We start from the raw sequence: 12,464 nt of genomic DNA, 5'->3' as shown, positions 1-12,464 counted from the left end.
GCCGCCATTTACGGCGACAGGGACTGATATTGTAAACCAAGCTGGCGCTAGCACCAATTTTTGCAAACTTTGCATTGGCTAAGGAGTATAGCCTGTGCTATACCTGTGTAATAAAACGTCGCAACGCTGCAAAAGAGTACACAGGAGAAATTTCATGGAGAGAAAGCAAAGTGTTTGGAAACTGTTCAGCCTTACCCCGTTTCAGTTACGGCTGATGCTGATTGGCATGCTGGTCGCGCTGCTGGGTGGCAACGCGCAGGCCGCTGATAAAGAAAAGAAAAAATTCAAAGTCGTCACCACATTCACCGTGATACAGGATATCGCGCAGAATGTCGCGGGCGACGCAGCCACGGTTGAATCCATCACCAAGCCGGGGGCGGAGATCCATGATTACCAGCCGACGCCGCGTGACATCGTCAAAACCCAGTCGGCCGATCTGATCTTGTGGAACGGCTTTAATCTTGAGCGTTGGTTCGGGCGTTTCTTCGAAAATATCAAAAATGTGCCCTCCGCGACGGTCACCGACGGCATTACTCCGCTGCCAATCCAAGAAGGACCTTATCTCGGCAACCCGAATCCTCATGCCTGGATGTCGTCGAAAAATGCCCTGATTTATGTCGAAAATATCCGCGCCGCCTTGGTGAAGTACGATCCGGCCAACGCGCAGATTTATGACAAAAATGCCAAAGACTACTCAGAGAAAATCAGTCAACTGGATGCACCGCTGCGTGCCAGACTGGCGAAAATCCCTGCCGAGCAGCGTTGGTTAGTTACCAGCGAAGGCGCTTTTAGCTATATGGCCAAGGACTACGGATTGCAGGAAGCCTATCTGTGGCCGATTAACGCCGAAGAGCAGGGCACGCCGCAGCAGGTGAAGAAGCTGATTGATTTGGTGCGCGAGAAGCATATCCCGGTGGTGTTCAGTGAAAGCACCATCTCAGACAAGCCCGCCAAGCAGGTGAGCAAAGAGACTGGCGCGGCCTATGGCGGCGTGCTGTATGTCGATTCACTGTCAACTGCCAGCGGCCCGGTGCCAACCTACATTGATTTGCTGAAAGTCACCGTGGGGACCGTGGCTAAAGGATTCGGCCAATGAGCGCAGAAACCTTAGAACTCAATGTTGAAAACGTCAGTGTCACCTATAACAACGGCCACACGGCGATTGAAAACGCCAGCTTCCGGCTGGAAGGCGGCTCAATTTGCGCCTTGCTGGGGGTGAACGGCAGCGGCAAGTCCACGCTGTTTAAAACCGTCATGGGTATTGTTCGACCGACCACCGGCAGCGTGTCGCTCAACAAGATGGACGTGGCTAAGTCGCTGCGCCAAAACCTTATCGCCTACGTGCCGCAGTCAGAAGACGTCGACTGGAACTTCCCGGTGCTGGTGCGTGACGTGGTGATGATGGGCCGCTACGGCAAGATGTCCTTCCTGCGCATTCCGTCCAAAGAGGACAAAAAGCAGGTGGCGTCGGCGCTGGCGCGAGTGGGCCTGACAGACTTGGCACAGCGCCAAATCGGCGAGCTGTCCGGCGGGCAGAAGAAACGGGTGTTTTTGGCACGCGCGTTGGCACAGCAGGGCAGCGTGATGCTGCTCGATGAGCCTTTTACCGGCGTTGATATCAAAACTGAAAATGCCATCGTGGAGTTGCTCCGACAGCTGCGGGAAGAGGGCCACCTGATTCTGGTGTCGACCCATAACATCGCCAGCGTGCCGGATTTCTGCGACCGCGTGGTGCTGATTAACCGAACGGTTATTGCCAAAGGCCCGCTGGAAACCACCTTCACCCATGCCAATCTGGAGCACGCCTTTGGCGGTGCCATGCGCAATATCGACTACTTGGCCAAAGAGCGCGACGCCGAGCGCCCATCGCCAATGAGGCTGGTGCAATGATTGAGCTATTACTGCAGCCTTTTCACTATAACTACATGGTGAAGGCGATTTGGGTCAGCGCCGGAGTCGGCGCGGTGTGTGCCTTTCTCTCGGCTTATTTGATGCTCAAAGGCTGGTCGCTGATGGGCGACGCCCTGTCGCACTCGGTGGTTCCCGGCGTGGCGGGGGCTTACGCGCTGGGCTTCCCCTATGCTATTGGAGCTTTCGGAACCGGCATTCTGGCGGCGTTATCCATGACTCTGCTGCGCCACTACACCCGGCTGCGTGAAGACGCCATCATTGGCTTTGTCTTCTCCTCCTTCTTCGCGCTGGGCCTGCTGCTAGTGTCACTGAATCCCACCTCGGTGAACGTCCAGTCCATCCTGTTTGGCAATATTTTGGGCATTGATGACGCTGATATTTTGCAGGTGCAAATCATCGTCGGCGTCTCCCTGCTGGTGCTGTGCGTCATCTGGCGCGACCTGTTGGCGGTGTTCTTTGATGAAGCCCATGCCCGCTCCGTCGGCCTGTCGCCGCTGTGGCTTAAGGTGATTTTCTTCACCCTGTTCAGCGCCTGTAGCGTGGCGGCCCTGCAAACCGTCGGGGCAATTTTGGTGATCGCCATGGTAATTACCCCCGGTGCCACCGCCTACTTGCTGACAGACAGATTCTCCCACTTATTGATGATTTCAGTGGCTATCGGCGCCGTCACCAGCGCCGTGGGAGCCTGGCTGAGTTACTACTTAGATGGCGCCACCGGCGGGGTGATTGTCTGCTTGCAGACCAGCGTGTTCCTGCTGGCCTTCGTTTTCGCCCCTAAGCACGGATGGCTGGCGAATCACTTTCGTATCAGAGCTAAGGCGCAGCACAAGGAGAGTGCCTCATGACCTCATGGTTTGACCTATTGATGGAGCCCATGGGCTTCGTCTTTATGCAGCGCGCCCTGTTGACCGCCATGGCCACCAGCATCGTCTGCGCCATTTTTTCCTGCTTTTTAGTCTTAAAAGGCTGGTCATTGATGGGAGACGCCATCTCACACGCGGTGCTGCCCGGCGTGGTATTGGCATTTCTGGCGGGCATTCCGCTGGTGATTGGCGCTTTTGTTTCCGGCTTATTTTGCGCGGTGGCGACGGGGTATATTAAAGAGCACTGCAGAGTGAAAGAAGATTCGGTGATGGGCATCGTGTTCTCAGGCATGTTCGCGGCGGGCTTGGTGCTGTTCTCGCGCGTCAACACCGAACAGCATTTGAGCCATATTCTGTTCGGCAACGTGCTGGGCGTGACCGACGGCGAAATGCTGCAAACGCTGGTGATCGCCGGGGGCGTAACTCTGGCTATTTTGCTGAAGTTCAAAGATTTGATGCTGTTTTGCTTCGATCCGGTTCAAGCCAAGGTGATAGGTCTGCCGGTACGCTTTTATCACTATGCGTTGCTGTGCCTGCTGGCATTAACCATTGTCGCCGCCCTGCAGGCTGTCGGGGTGGTGTTGGTGGTCGCCATGCTGATAACGCCCGGCATCACGGCTTTCCTGCTGTGTAAAACCCTGCCGAAAATGCTCATGGTGGCGGTGACAACGTCACTGATTGCCGCCGTTGCCGGGACCTTTATCAGTTTCTATATTGACGCAGCAACGGGCCCCGCGATTGTTCTGGTGCAGGCAACGCTGTTCTTGCTGGCGCTGGCGGGCTATTTGTTACGTAAAATCCCCGCCCGGCGCGCGGAAAATATCGCCTGAAAAGAGAGATCTTTGCCATACTGTCGGCAGATTCCCTTTTCAGGAGTATTCATGGAAATCATTAAATCAGGCCATGCCGATGCGCAGGCTATCCTGCAAATTCTGAGTGAATCCAAAGGTGAAAATTTGACCCCCGAGCAGCGCGCCAGCGAGGGGTTTACGCAGGGCAATATGGATGAATCCCTGCTGAAAACCTTTCAGGACGGCGTCGGCGTGTTTGTCTGCAAAGAGCAGGGGGAGATTGCCGGTGTCGCCATGACCTCCCTCGGCAAGCAGGCCAAGCAGGGCGTGGCGCAGGCCACTTATAACGCAGTGGTCAGTAATGGCAAAGTGCCAGCCGAGCAGATTTTCCTCTACGGGCCGGTAAGCGTGCGGCGGGAATTTCGCGGCAAAGGGATATTGACTCAGCTACTGGTGCATATCTGTGAAACGTTGCAACATCGCTTCGCGCTGGGCGTGGCTTTTGTCGATAAAGAAAATCAGAAGTCGCTGGCTATTCATCGCCATTATCCGATGACGGAATTTGATACCATCAGTTTGAATCGTCGAGAGTATGTTATTTTCACTTTTGAACCGAGCCGCGTTCTCGCCTTTTATAAAAATCGCTAAATCCTCATAGTCATCTCACAGATATAGAAAGCAGAAATCATCATTTTATTTCTGCTTCATTCCATTGTTAACTGGTTTCAACGAAGAGCGACGCGAAACGCATTTCTCTTTCAGAAATTTATTTATCAAGGGGTGCCAACATCATGACGCAGAAAAACTCGGTTTCTTCAGCAACGACTTTGTGGCAACGCGTTAAAGATAAATGTTTAACCGCATTTCTCACTGAACCTTCACAGGACAGCACGCGCATGATGGAAGCCTTAATCCCAACAGGAAGCTTATATGGTATCGAAATGGGCAGTTTTTCAATGGAAAGAGTTGACCCAGCCTGGTATCGCACGAAATAGCTTTTACCGGCGCAGGGTGCGCTTTAGTTACTGGAATGAGCTGTGCCTCACTTATCAGCCGTAATTCCTGATCTTTCTCCTGATAGACCAAGTAGTAGTGCAGTAAATGTTCAACACTTTTAGCCTTAGTTCTCTCTGACCTCGTCGTAAATGTGATTTTTCTCTCATTTGTGGAGCCCATAACTGGTATCAGTTATGGGTTTTTTATTGTCTCGAATTTGACTTGGCATTCCTCTAAAACCCGTCTTTTACTCTTTCCCACGCGAAATAAATATCTATTTTATATATTCAAACCCAATGCATTTATTAAATAAATCAAGCCAAAAGAAATAGTTAGCAATAAATAATAAATCAATTTCTCGAAATTTAATTAATGCCAGAGGGAACTCTGTCGTTATTATTAGACGGAAATATAATATATATGAATTTATTATATTGAAAATAAAAATATTCATTTGAATGATGAAAGGAATGAAATCATGAAATTAAAAGCATTGGCATTAATGGTTCCCGTTTTACTGATTGCAACCGCTACCCACGCTGCCGAGATTTATAATAAAGACGGCAATAAATTAGACCTGTACGGCAAAGTTGATGGCTTGCACTACTTCTCTGACGATGCGTCAAAAGATGGCGACCAGTCCTATGCCCGTTTCGGTTTCAAAGGTGAAACCCAAATCAGCGACCAGCTCGCAGGCTACGGCCAGTGGGAATATAACGTTCAGGCCAACAACCCTGAAAGCAGCGGTTCTTCTAAAAACGCCACGCGTCTCGGCTTCGCGGGTCTGAAATTCGGTGACTACGGCTCATTCGACTATGGCCGTAACTATGGCGTGGTGTATGACGTTGAATCCTGGACAGATATGCTGCCTGAGTTCGGCGGCGACTCTTATACCACCACCGATAACTTTATGGTTGGCCGTACCAATGGCGTGGCAACTTACCGTAATAATGGCTTCTTCGGTCTGGTTGAAGGCTTGAACTTCGCACTGCAATATCAGGGCGCGAACGACGGCACCAACAACGGCGAAGGCACCAACAATAGCCGCGACGTTCGCCACCAGAATGGTGATGGTTACGGCATGTCTACCAGCTATGACTTCGGCATGGGCCTCAGCGCGGGCGCGGCATTTGCCTCTTCTGACCGTACCAATGACCAAACCAACGGCGGCACTAACGCCTACGGCGATAAAGCAGACGTGTGGACCGTCGGCCTAAAGTACGACGCCAATAGCCTGTATCTGGCGACCATGTATGCAGAAACACGCAACATGACCCTGTACGGCGGCGGTAAAACCACGCTGGCTGACGGCTCAACGCAAGATAACGACGGTAACGTCGCCAACAAAACGCAGAACTTCGAAATGACCGCGCAATACCAATTCGATTTTGGTCTGCGCCCAGAAGTCTCTTATCTGCAATCCAAAGGCAAAAACCTGAACGTCAACACCACCAATATCAACAATGATAAAGATCTGGTGAAATACGTGTCAGTGGGTACCACGTACAACTTCAATAAAAATATGTCGACCTACGTTGATTACAAAATCAACCTGCTGGATAACACCGATAGCTTCTATAAAGGAAGCTGTATTTGAATGAAAACTTGGGGTTTTATCCAAAGATTACAAAGAATTATATAAGGAAAAATAATTCTTCTGCAAAACCCCTGCAAAATTCTTCTGCAAAACCACCTAAAAACCATACCGCACTCAGATCGCGACAACTGTCCAATCACGCCCTCGATCATCATTGTAGACATCAGTCATTTGCTGGTTTTTATGTCCAAGCAGCTGTTTGGTATCTATACCTTGATCACGATAAATTCTCTCAGAAAGAGAGCGCTGTTCGTGGAATGTCGGGGGTGTACCCTTACTCCATTTAAGGCTTGTTGCATCTCTCGCAGAGCTAAACGCCTTAGTGATTGACTGCGCCTGTATTCTCGTTCCACGTTTTACCCCCCTCATAGAATGGTGGTGATGCAAGAGGTAAGGGCTCAGAATTTTATCTCGACAAAGCGCAACGATCTCTTCCAGTGACTTATCAATCGCATAGCACCGCAAAGCCAACGGAATTGCGACTCTTGCCCCCGTTTTCTCTTGAGTTATATGCAAATTTCCGTCCCAGATATCGGTGAATTTCATTTTCGCTATGTCACCCAGCCTTTGGCCTGTCACTAGGGCCAAAAGCATGGCTCTTTGCAAATATCTCGGGCCTGATGCTGCCTGTTCGTAGATCGCATTCCACTCATCAAACACCAGCCGCTGACGTTGTACCCTTACCTTCGGGCTCTTAGCGGATTTAGCCGGGTTAAACCCAGATGGAACTTCCCCAGCTTGTTGGGCTTCTAAAAAAACGTCGCTCATGAATCCACGAACTACTCTTGCCATTCCATTTTTACCGCGTTCCTTAAATTCATTGAGGATGTCGATAATGTCTCTGACTTGGATCGTTGTAATGTCCTTATTGCCTAGAGCCTGTTGCATAACCGATAACGGATATTTTTTGCTATTTAAAGTTTTGGGCTTTAGCTCGCCAATTTGGCAGCGCTCCTCCTGAATTTTCCAATATTTTTTAAGCCACCCATCAACTGAAATTCCGCCCCCCGTCTCACGGCTCAACTTGTCGCGAATGGTCATCAATTGGCCCATCTTTTGCTCGGCGAGCCGGACATTTGCCTCCATGGCCACCGCCTTTGCTTCTTCTTCGTTATCACCTAATCCATGAAATTTACCGGTAACCGGGTGCTTATAGCGCCAGTAGACCTTTTTGGTTCTGGCGTCGGTGTAGCAGGAGAGACCGGGAATATTCACGTTGTATTTACGTGGACGGGCCATCTTTGAGAATCCTCATTAAACGTGGATTATCACCTTTCTTTATCACCGGCTTATCTGACATCCCGATAAAGCGCGCTGTAGCTTCGACACGCCAGCAGCGCCCGGCCTTGAAAGGTGGGGGAAAGATCATGCCGCTTTTCGCATACTTCAGCAGAGTCGGTTTGCTTGGTATCGGCGCGGAAAACTCATCCTGAGCCCATGCATCTAACGTTAATGTTCTCGTCATAATTCACTCCACACTGGTTAATTTCTGCTGCACACAGAGTTTCTATAGGTTATTCCGGCCTCTTGCCCGACCGTAATAGCGGCCCTCGAAGAGGTTAATCATCTTGACGCCCGCCGGCAGTCGTGCCGAAGGATCTGGTGGAGAGAACCACCAAAACCCCGGATATGATACGAATTCCCCACGCACGCGGGGGAGGCGCTCGGCCATGTCACTCACCATCCTTAACGACGATGCCAGCGGCTTGCATCTGCCTCTTGGCGTGATCAACACCTGCCACCCATGCCTCGCATTGCTCTTCCGAGTACCAGTGGGCCATATGAGATACGGCTCCAATGTCGCAATCACTCAGCACCACCACGGGCTTAGGCTGGCGGGAGAGAGTGAAGTAGCCTTTCAATTCCCGCGACAAAGCATCACGCAAGCATTGAGCATTTTTGTATTCGAGAGCTACGTCTCGCGCGGTATTCACCAATGAGGCGAATACGTTTGGCATCATGTACACCATTGTGTCGCCATGGCCTTGCTCACCCCGAAGCGCGGCGAGTTCTGCCTCTGCCTCCTCTCGCTGCTGACGTTCTGCTTCGAGTTGGTCGAGAATGACCTTGGCTTGCTGGGTAGTTAGAGTTATGACCACCTCATCTGACATTCCTAAAACTTTCTGTTTCAGGACTTCAATTGCGCTCATAGGTTTCCTTATATTTCGAAAGCTAACTGTGGAGTGAACCGATCCCTCTCCTCGTCATAATTTAGAGAGCTAGCACTATTGTTGGACTCAATTCTCTCAACCAATACGGCAGCTCTAGTCTCCTTCGATGCTGGAGCATATGCAGATTTATTCCACGACTTATCTATACCAATATTCCTTGCGACGTTAGTGCTGTCAGCTGATGAAAGTGGTATGTGCATGAAGATGTTCTTGTCAAGCATTCTCAAGCCGTGCAAGTGAGATATTGGGTATCCATTTTCATCAACAACATGTTTTATCAGGTCGCGCAATTTTGCCCGACATGCTCGCGGCCTTTTGGCGTCGTATTCACCCATTGAACCTATGCAAACGCGCGGATACTCATGGCATAGTCGAACAAACCTCTCATCAGGCTCATTCATATGCCAGACAGGCGCGCCGACGAAATTTCCATGAGGCCACTCCTTGAGCAGGGCGTCGTTTTCGATTGACGTACCTCCAATCACATCCGGGATAACTGCAAAGGAAAAGCGGGGGTGATTTTTCCATCTCAGGACAAATTCGTAATATCCAGACCAATCATCCCGATTCTTTTTAGATTTACTCCACACAGAGAAAGCACCGTTGTCCAGAGCGAAACTTTGAGTCACTTCACTAGCAAGAGGTAGTTGCTCTGGGTTCTCATAAGAAATAAATGCATGCCTCCCTTTCCATGCCTTGAGAGCAGCCGTGGCCGGGGTAATCGGTCCGCCGTGGTAGTGAATCATCAGCCACTCCTTTTGGTTGTCTCAGTCATGAGGTTGTTCCTTCACAGGCGCGATACGCGATGTTGACCAAGTAACGCTGTGATTTGCGGTAAGGGTAAACGCGTGGCCGCACTCACCACATTCCAACTCTTCGCCGTCTGCATCATAAGATTCGTCAGTGCATACCTCTGCGTTGCAGTAAGGGCACTTGGCCTCATCTTCGTATTCGTAGTCATTTTCATCGAATTCATCATCCGGAAGGATGCGGGACAATGCGGCTTCGCGAGTTATCGCCTCTTGTCGCTCATGACATGGATGACAAGTCCAACCCCAGACACCACAATCGTCATGGGATCCCCACATCCCGCCGCCATGGTCATGCTCGTTTCGCGGCGGAATGCCGGTGCAATCTGCTCTTTTTTTGTTGCAGCCTTGGCAGCGGTCATGTTCTTCACAAAACTGATAAGACATTTTATCGCCATTGTCATTGCAGTGAACGCAGCCATTAACCCACAACCAAACACCAGAAATTTCCAACGCATAAAGGTGCTTCTCGGGCGGAGTCAGTGAGAAATCGCACTCCTGAATAACCTTTCCGCCTCGAACAATGCGATCGCCAAATTGCTGCGTACTACCGCTTCTGGAACGGTATAGGCCGGGCGTGAGCCGCAGATCATCAATTGGCCCAATGATGATTTCGCCGTCTTTTGTTTTTTCAATCTTCATCCCTTCCTCCCAGCGCGCAGAGCATTGGCCGACATACGCAACATAGAAATCATCGCTTCCACGCCGAGATTAAACCCGGTATCGACCACGTCAGCTTTCTCTTTGCCAATGGCTAACTGTTCTTCAGCGGCGTTAGCAAACACATCGAGAGCGCCAGCTTGCGTGTTAGCGATAACTGCGTCAGTGGCTGGTGTTGCTGGTGAGTGCGGTATTTTATCCTCTTCATCTGCCCACGAATTCCAGTGACCAACTGCTTTAGCATTGTTTGAAAACCAATCATTCAGCGCCGCGTTCTCCGCCGCCAGAGCATCCCGCTCTGCCTGAATGGCAATGAACTTCTCCAGCACTAACTGTGAGAACGGGCCGTCGCCGGTGATGCCTAGCCCGCGCAGGATGTTATCGACTTGCAGCTGCAGGGCGTCCTTCTGTTGAACTACGGCCAGCGCCTCGCGACTCAGCACCAGTGGTTCGTAGAGTCCCGGTTCGGCGGCGGCATTAGGCTGCTCGGTAGGTGTCCAGATATGGCCGGTCATTTTATTCAGGTAGCCAACTGGAGATAGCTGTTTTGAAATGGTCATGATGGGATGCCTTATCAGTTAGTCAGGTATTCCCAGCGGCGAAGAAACTCGGCGCGGGCCTGTGATGGGTTCAGTGGGAAAATGCGAACGTCCGCCGGTGCTACGCCGTCAAGCATCGGCCAATGGTTATCAACATCGACTTCCAGATCGCGCCGTTCGGTGGCCAGCATGATTAGGTCCGCCTCTTTAACGACTGAGCTCATCTGAAGCGGCAGGTCATACTTCTCGCGGATTAGGCGGTCCATGCTGTCTTCAATGCGCTGGTAGTCGGGCAGCAGGCGTTTCAGCGGCGCTGGGATATCCTTGCAGTAGGCTTCGACCGCATCATGCAGCAGCGCTTCAAGGGCAAACGCTGGTGGCACAATCAGGCTGCACAGCACGGAGTGCTGGGCCACGCTGTAGAAGTCGGAGATCTGCCCGGCAAATCGGCATTCGTGTGACAGCCCCTGTGCGATATCGGTAATGTTGAAGGCGAGCACATTGGGGTTTGAGAAGTCCAAGTGCTGGCCGGAGAAAGTGGTTAACCAAGTCATGAAATTACTCCACACGTCATTTTTAGGTTGAGCGAATCCCTTGCCAGTTATGGCAATAAAATTTCGTTTATCAGTTTTTTTCGCCCCGGCGAGCAGGGCGTCATTCTTACTGAGGGTTGATCTCTTTTTCCTGAGGTTTGTAGCTCAGCAGGGTGCACAGAGTATTGATGACACTGCTAAGCAGCAGCGTGGCGACAGCGGCTTCATGGCGCCAGCGGAACGGCAAGTCATCTTCATCGTTGTCAGCCAGCTCGCGCAGATCAACACGCTTGAAGTGGAAGTTTTCAGTCAGCAGGAACGTCACATCACCGAAGCGCAGGTTGATGCAGTCAACGATGTAGCCATTATCCAAGTTCTCGCGCAGCTCTTCGCTGATGCTGTCGATATCAGCTGCGTATTTGATAACTTCTTTCTGGTCCACTTTTCGTGAAAGCTGGGTGAAGTCGCCTACGTGAAACCCTTCAAAGGCCTGCTGATCATCATTCAGATAGGCTTTCAGCTTGGTTGTCAGGCCGTGCTTGATATCGCTGATATGGATGGTTTCCGTTTTAACCGAGCCAACGGCCTTGACCAAGTAACTGACCAGAACCCCTGCGTAATGCTTGCTGCCAGTGGCGACAATGAGCAGGCGATGTTCTGTGTTGTAGAACGCATTCAGAACGGTAGTTTTCACAAAAGCCTTTTTGCAGAAGTCCTGAATCACCAAATCTTTAATGTTGGATTTCTCAGCGCGCTTGAGTTTTTTGCCCACTTTCTCTTCGATGGTTGCCACGCGCTCGAGCACTTCTTTTCTCACCGCGGCGCCGGGAATGATTTTCTCATCGATGCGCAGCGATACAGACAGGCCGCCTTTGAATGGCGTAACCACTTCCGCGGTGATCAGGTTCGGGATAAAGCCCACGCGCGCCATTTCCAGCTCGCTAATTTCCGAGAATGGGAATTCGTTCAAGTGACCTTCCAGCAGGTCTGCCGCTGGCAGCTCAGCCTTATAGACGATGGCATTTTTGATTGTTGCTAATTTCATCTTGCTCTCCACACTGTTTTAAAAAGGGCATTTCTCTGCACATCGATACCCAGTTAACACACATAGATAAGGGCCGCCGGATAATGCACAGGGCGTGCTGGACGGGGCCAACGAACCCTTATCTATGTCTGTAAAAAAGGGGCGACTGACCTGATAGAACATTATCCTCACTCCCCCTGATGTTGGTTGATTGAAGGATCAGGCCAGTCGCCAAGAACTACACACAGCAAATATCGGTTTTCCACGTCGATTAGGCGTGTGGCGGCGGTAGTCGAAACCGCAACCGGGCAGGGTAACCCGACCATCCCCTGATGCCTGCCACAACGGGAAGAGCACTGGATCAACTGTGGTAGTTGCCCGCCTGTTGGTGAGTTCCTCAACCCCCAGTGCCCTTGCCGTTGTGTTATGACTAACTATGACTTGGGTAATAACTCAAGTCAACACGAAACCTCAAAAAGTTATTACATTGGTAATAATTGGTTGAGGGATGGCACAATTTTTTTTGTTATCTTTGAAAAGGTCAATAAAATACTATATGGATATACAGTA

At 50.8% G+C, this 12,464-nt stretch carries 15 protein-coding genes; 7 read left to right on the top strand and 8 right to left on the bottom strand.

All coding sequences use genetic code 11. The features are described 5' to 3' along the window. Window positions 1-154: 154 nt before the first annotated feature. The 7 genes from GEAM_RS21420 to ompC all read left to right on the top strand — a co-directional run bounded on the left by GEAM_RS21420 (window position 155) and on the right by ompC (window position 6,158). Window positions 155-1,096 carry a metal ABC transporter substrate-binding protein gene (locus tag GEAM_RS21420; protein ID WP_034795855.1) on the top strand — a complete coding sequence of 314 codons (942 nt, stop codon included), beginning with the start codon at window positions 155-157 and terminating at the stop codon, window positions 1,094-1,096. Continuing rightward, window positions 1,093-1,890, top strand: coding sequence for a metal ABC transporter ATP-binding protein (locus GEAM_RS21415; RefSeq protein WP_051899605.1), 798 nt, complete (start codon window positions 1,093-1,095; stop codon window positions 1,888-1,890). Before GEAM_RS21420 ends, GEAM_RS21415 begins: the two co-directional genes overlap by 4 nt. Continuing rightward, window positions 1,887-2,756 (top strand): metal ABC transporter permease, encoded by an 870-nt coding sequence (locus GEAM_RS21410; protein ID WP_034795852.1) that lies wholly within the window; start codon window positions 1,887-1,889, stop codon window positions 2,754-2,756. Before GEAM_RS21415 ends, GEAM_RS21410 begins: the two co-directional genes overlap by 4 nt. Continuing rightward, the gene (locus GEAM_RS21405) at window positions 2,753-3,604 is read left to right on the top strand and encodes a metal ABC transporter permease (RefSeq protein WP_034795849.1); all 852 of its coding nucleotides are present in this window, start codon (window positions 2,753-2,755) and stop codon (window positions 3,602-3,604) included. The genes GEAM_RS21410 and GEAM_RS21405 overlap by 4 nt, the downstream gene beginning before the upstream one ends. Window positions 3,605-3,655: 51 nt before the next feature. Further along, the gene (locus tag GEAM_RS22425) at window positions 3,656-4,213 is read left to right on the top strand and encodes a GNAT family N-acetyltransferase (RefSeq protein ID WP_051899604.1); all 558 of its coding nucleotides are present in this window, start codon (window positions 3,656-3,658) and stop codon (window positions 4,211-4,213) included. 143 nt (window positions 4,214-4,356) lie between these two features. Continuing rightward, window positions 4,357-4,560, top strand: a complete 204-nt coding sequence (locus GEAM_RS23210; protein ID WP_128124658.1) for a hypothetical protein — start codon at window positions 4,357-4,359, stop codon at window positions 4,558-4,560. A gap of 479 nt (window positions 4,561-5,039) precedes the next feature. Continuing rightward, complete coding sequence (gene ompC / locus GEAM_RS21395) at window positions 5,040-6,158, top strand: porin OmpC (protein WP_034795944.1); 1,119 nt, start codon at window positions 5,040-5,042, stop codon at window positions 6,156-6,158. A 114-nt stretch (window positions 6,159-6,272) separates the two neighbouring features. Here ompC and GEAM_RS21390 read toward each other — a convergent pair whose 3' ends face one another. From GEAM_RS21390 to rdgC, 8 genes are all read right to left on the bottom strand, one after another. After that, window positions 6,273-7,397 carry a phage integrase Arm DNA-binding domain-containing protein gene (locus GEAM_RS21390; protein WP_034795846.1) on the bottom strand — a complete coding sequence of 375 codons (1,125 nt, stop codon included), beginning with the start codon at window positions 7,395-7,397 and terminating at the stop codon, window positions 6,273-6,275. Next, window positions 7,381-7,623 (bottom strand): excisionase, encoded by a 243-nt coding sequence (locus GEAM_RS21385; RefSeq protein WP_034795844.1) that lies wholly within the window; start codon window positions 7,621-7,623, stop codon window positions 7,381-7,383. The genes GEAM_RS21390 and GEAM_RS21385 overlap by 17 nt, the downstream gene beginning before the upstream one ends. 208 nt (window positions 7,624-7,831) lie before the next feature. Next, window positions 7,832-8,308 (bottom strand): hypothetical protein, encoded by a 477-nt coding sequence (locus GEAM_RS21380; RefSeq protein WP_034795841.1) that lies wholly within the window; start codon window positions 8,306-8,308, stop codon window positions 7,832-7,834. 8 nt (window positions 8,309-8,316) lie between these two features. Beyond that, window positions 8,317-9,075 carry a hypothetical protein gene (locus GEAM_RS21375; RefSeq protein WP_034795838.1) on the bottom strand — a complete coding sequence of 253 codons (759 nt, stop codon included), beginning with the start codon at window positions 9,073-9,075 and terminating at the stop codon, window positions 8,317-8,319. A gap of 21 nt (window positions 9,076-9,096) precedes the next feature. Beyond that, window positions 9,097-9,780 carry a hypothetical protein gene (locus tag GEAM_RS23205; RefSeq protein ID WP_128124657.1) on the bottom strand — a complete coding sequence of 228 codons (684 nt, stop codon included), beginning with the start codon at window positions 9,778-9,780 and terminating at the stop codon, window positions 9,097-9,099. After that, the gene (locus tag GEAM_RS21365) at window positions 9,777-10,358 is read right to left on the bottom strand and encodes a hypothetical protein (RefSeq protein ID WP_034795834.1); all 582 of its coding nucleotides are present in this window, start codon (window positions 10,356-10,358) and stop codon (window positions 9,777-9,779) included. Before GEAM_RS21365 ends, GEAM_RS23205 begins: the two co-directional genes overlap by 4 nt. Before the next feature lie 14 nt (window positions 10,359-10,372). Further along, window positions 10,373-10,891: a hypothetical protein gene (locus tag GEAM_RS21360; RefSeq protein WP_034795832.1), complete on the bottom strand. Its 519-nt coding sequence runs from the start codon at window positions 10,889-10,891 to the stop codon at window positions 10,373-10,375. Between the two features lie 106 nt (window positions 10,892-10,997). Then, window positions 10,998-11,915, bottom strand: a complete 918-nt coding sequence (gene rdgC / locus GEAM_RS21355) for a recombination-associated protein RdgC (RefSeq protein ID WP_034795830.1) — start codon at window positions 11,913-11,915, stop codon at window positions 10,998-11,000. Window positions 11,916-12,464 lie beyond the last annotated feature (549 nt).

It is taken from the genome of Ewingella americana ATCC 33852 (genome assembly GCF_000735345.1).
In the GTDB taxonomy this organism is placed as follows: Bacteria; Pseudomonadota; Gammaproteobacteria; order Enterobacterales; family Enterobacteriaceae; genus Ewingella; species Ewingella americana.
Note: the sequence above shows the minus strand (reverse complement) of the source record. Positions and strands in the feature narration are given on the sequence as shown.

Bases quoted from the DNA above. Each gene is read 5' to 3' on its own strand.
- GEAM_RS21420 (WP_034795855.1), top strand. From the start codon at position 155: ATGGAGAGAAAGCAAAGTGTTTGGAAACTGTTCAGCCTTACCCCGTTT.
- GEAM_RS21415 (WP_051899605.1), top strand. From the start codon at position 1,093: ATGAGCGCAGAAACCTTAGAACTCAATGTTGAAAACGTCAGTGTCACC.
- GEAM_RS21410 (WP_034795852.1), top strand. From the start codon at position 1,887: ATGATTGAGCTATTACTGCAGCCTTTTCACTATAACTACATGGTGAAG.
- GEAM_RS21405 (WP_034795849.1), top strand. From the start codon at position 2,753: ATGACCTCATGGTTTGACCTATTGATGGAGCCCATGGGCTTCGTCTTT.
- GEAM_RS22425 (WP_051899604.1), top strand. From the start codon at position 3,656: ATGGAAATCATTAAATCAGGCCATGCCGATGCGCAGGCTATCCTGCAA.
- GEAM_RS23210 (WP_128124658.1), top strand. From the start codon at position 4,357: ATGACGCAGAAAAACTCGGTTTCTTCAGCAACGACTTTGTGGCAACGC.
- ompC (WP_034795944.1), top strand. From the start codon at position 5,040: ATGAAATTAAAAGCATTGGCATTAATGGTTCCCGTTTTACTGATTGCA.
- GEAM_RS21390 (WP_034795846.1), bottom strand. From the start codon at position 7,397: ATGGCCCGTCCACGTAAATACAACGTGAATATTCCCGGTCTCTCCTGC.
- GEAM_RS21385 (WP_034795844.1), bottom strand. From the start codon at position 7,623: ATGACGAGAACATTAACGTTAGATGCATGGGCTCAGGATGAGTTTTCC.
- GEAM_RS21380 (WP_034795841.1), bottom strand. From the start codon at position 8,308: ATGAGCGCAATTGAAGTCCTGAAACAGAAAGTTTTAGGAATGTCAGAT.
- GEAM_RS21375 (WP_034795838.1), bottom strand. From the start codon at position 9,075: ATGATTCACTACCACGGCGGACCGATTACCCCGGCCACGGCTGCTCTC.
- GEAM_RS23205 (WP_128124657.1), bottom strand. From the start codon at position 9,780: ATGAAGATTGAAAAAACAAAAGACGGCGAAATCATCATTGGGCCAATT.
- GEAM_RS21365 (WP_034795834.1), bottom strand. From the start codon at position 10,358: ATGACCATTTCAAAACAGCTATCTCCAGTTGGCTACCTGAATAAAATG.
- GEAM_RS21360 (WP_034795832.1), bottom strand. From the start codon at position 10,891: ATGACTTGGTTAACCACTTTCTCCGGCCAGCACTTGGACTTCTCAAAC.
- rdgC (WP_034795830.1), bottom strand. From the start codon at position 11,915: ATGAAATTAGCAACAATCAAAAATGCCATCGTCTATAAGGCTGAGCTG.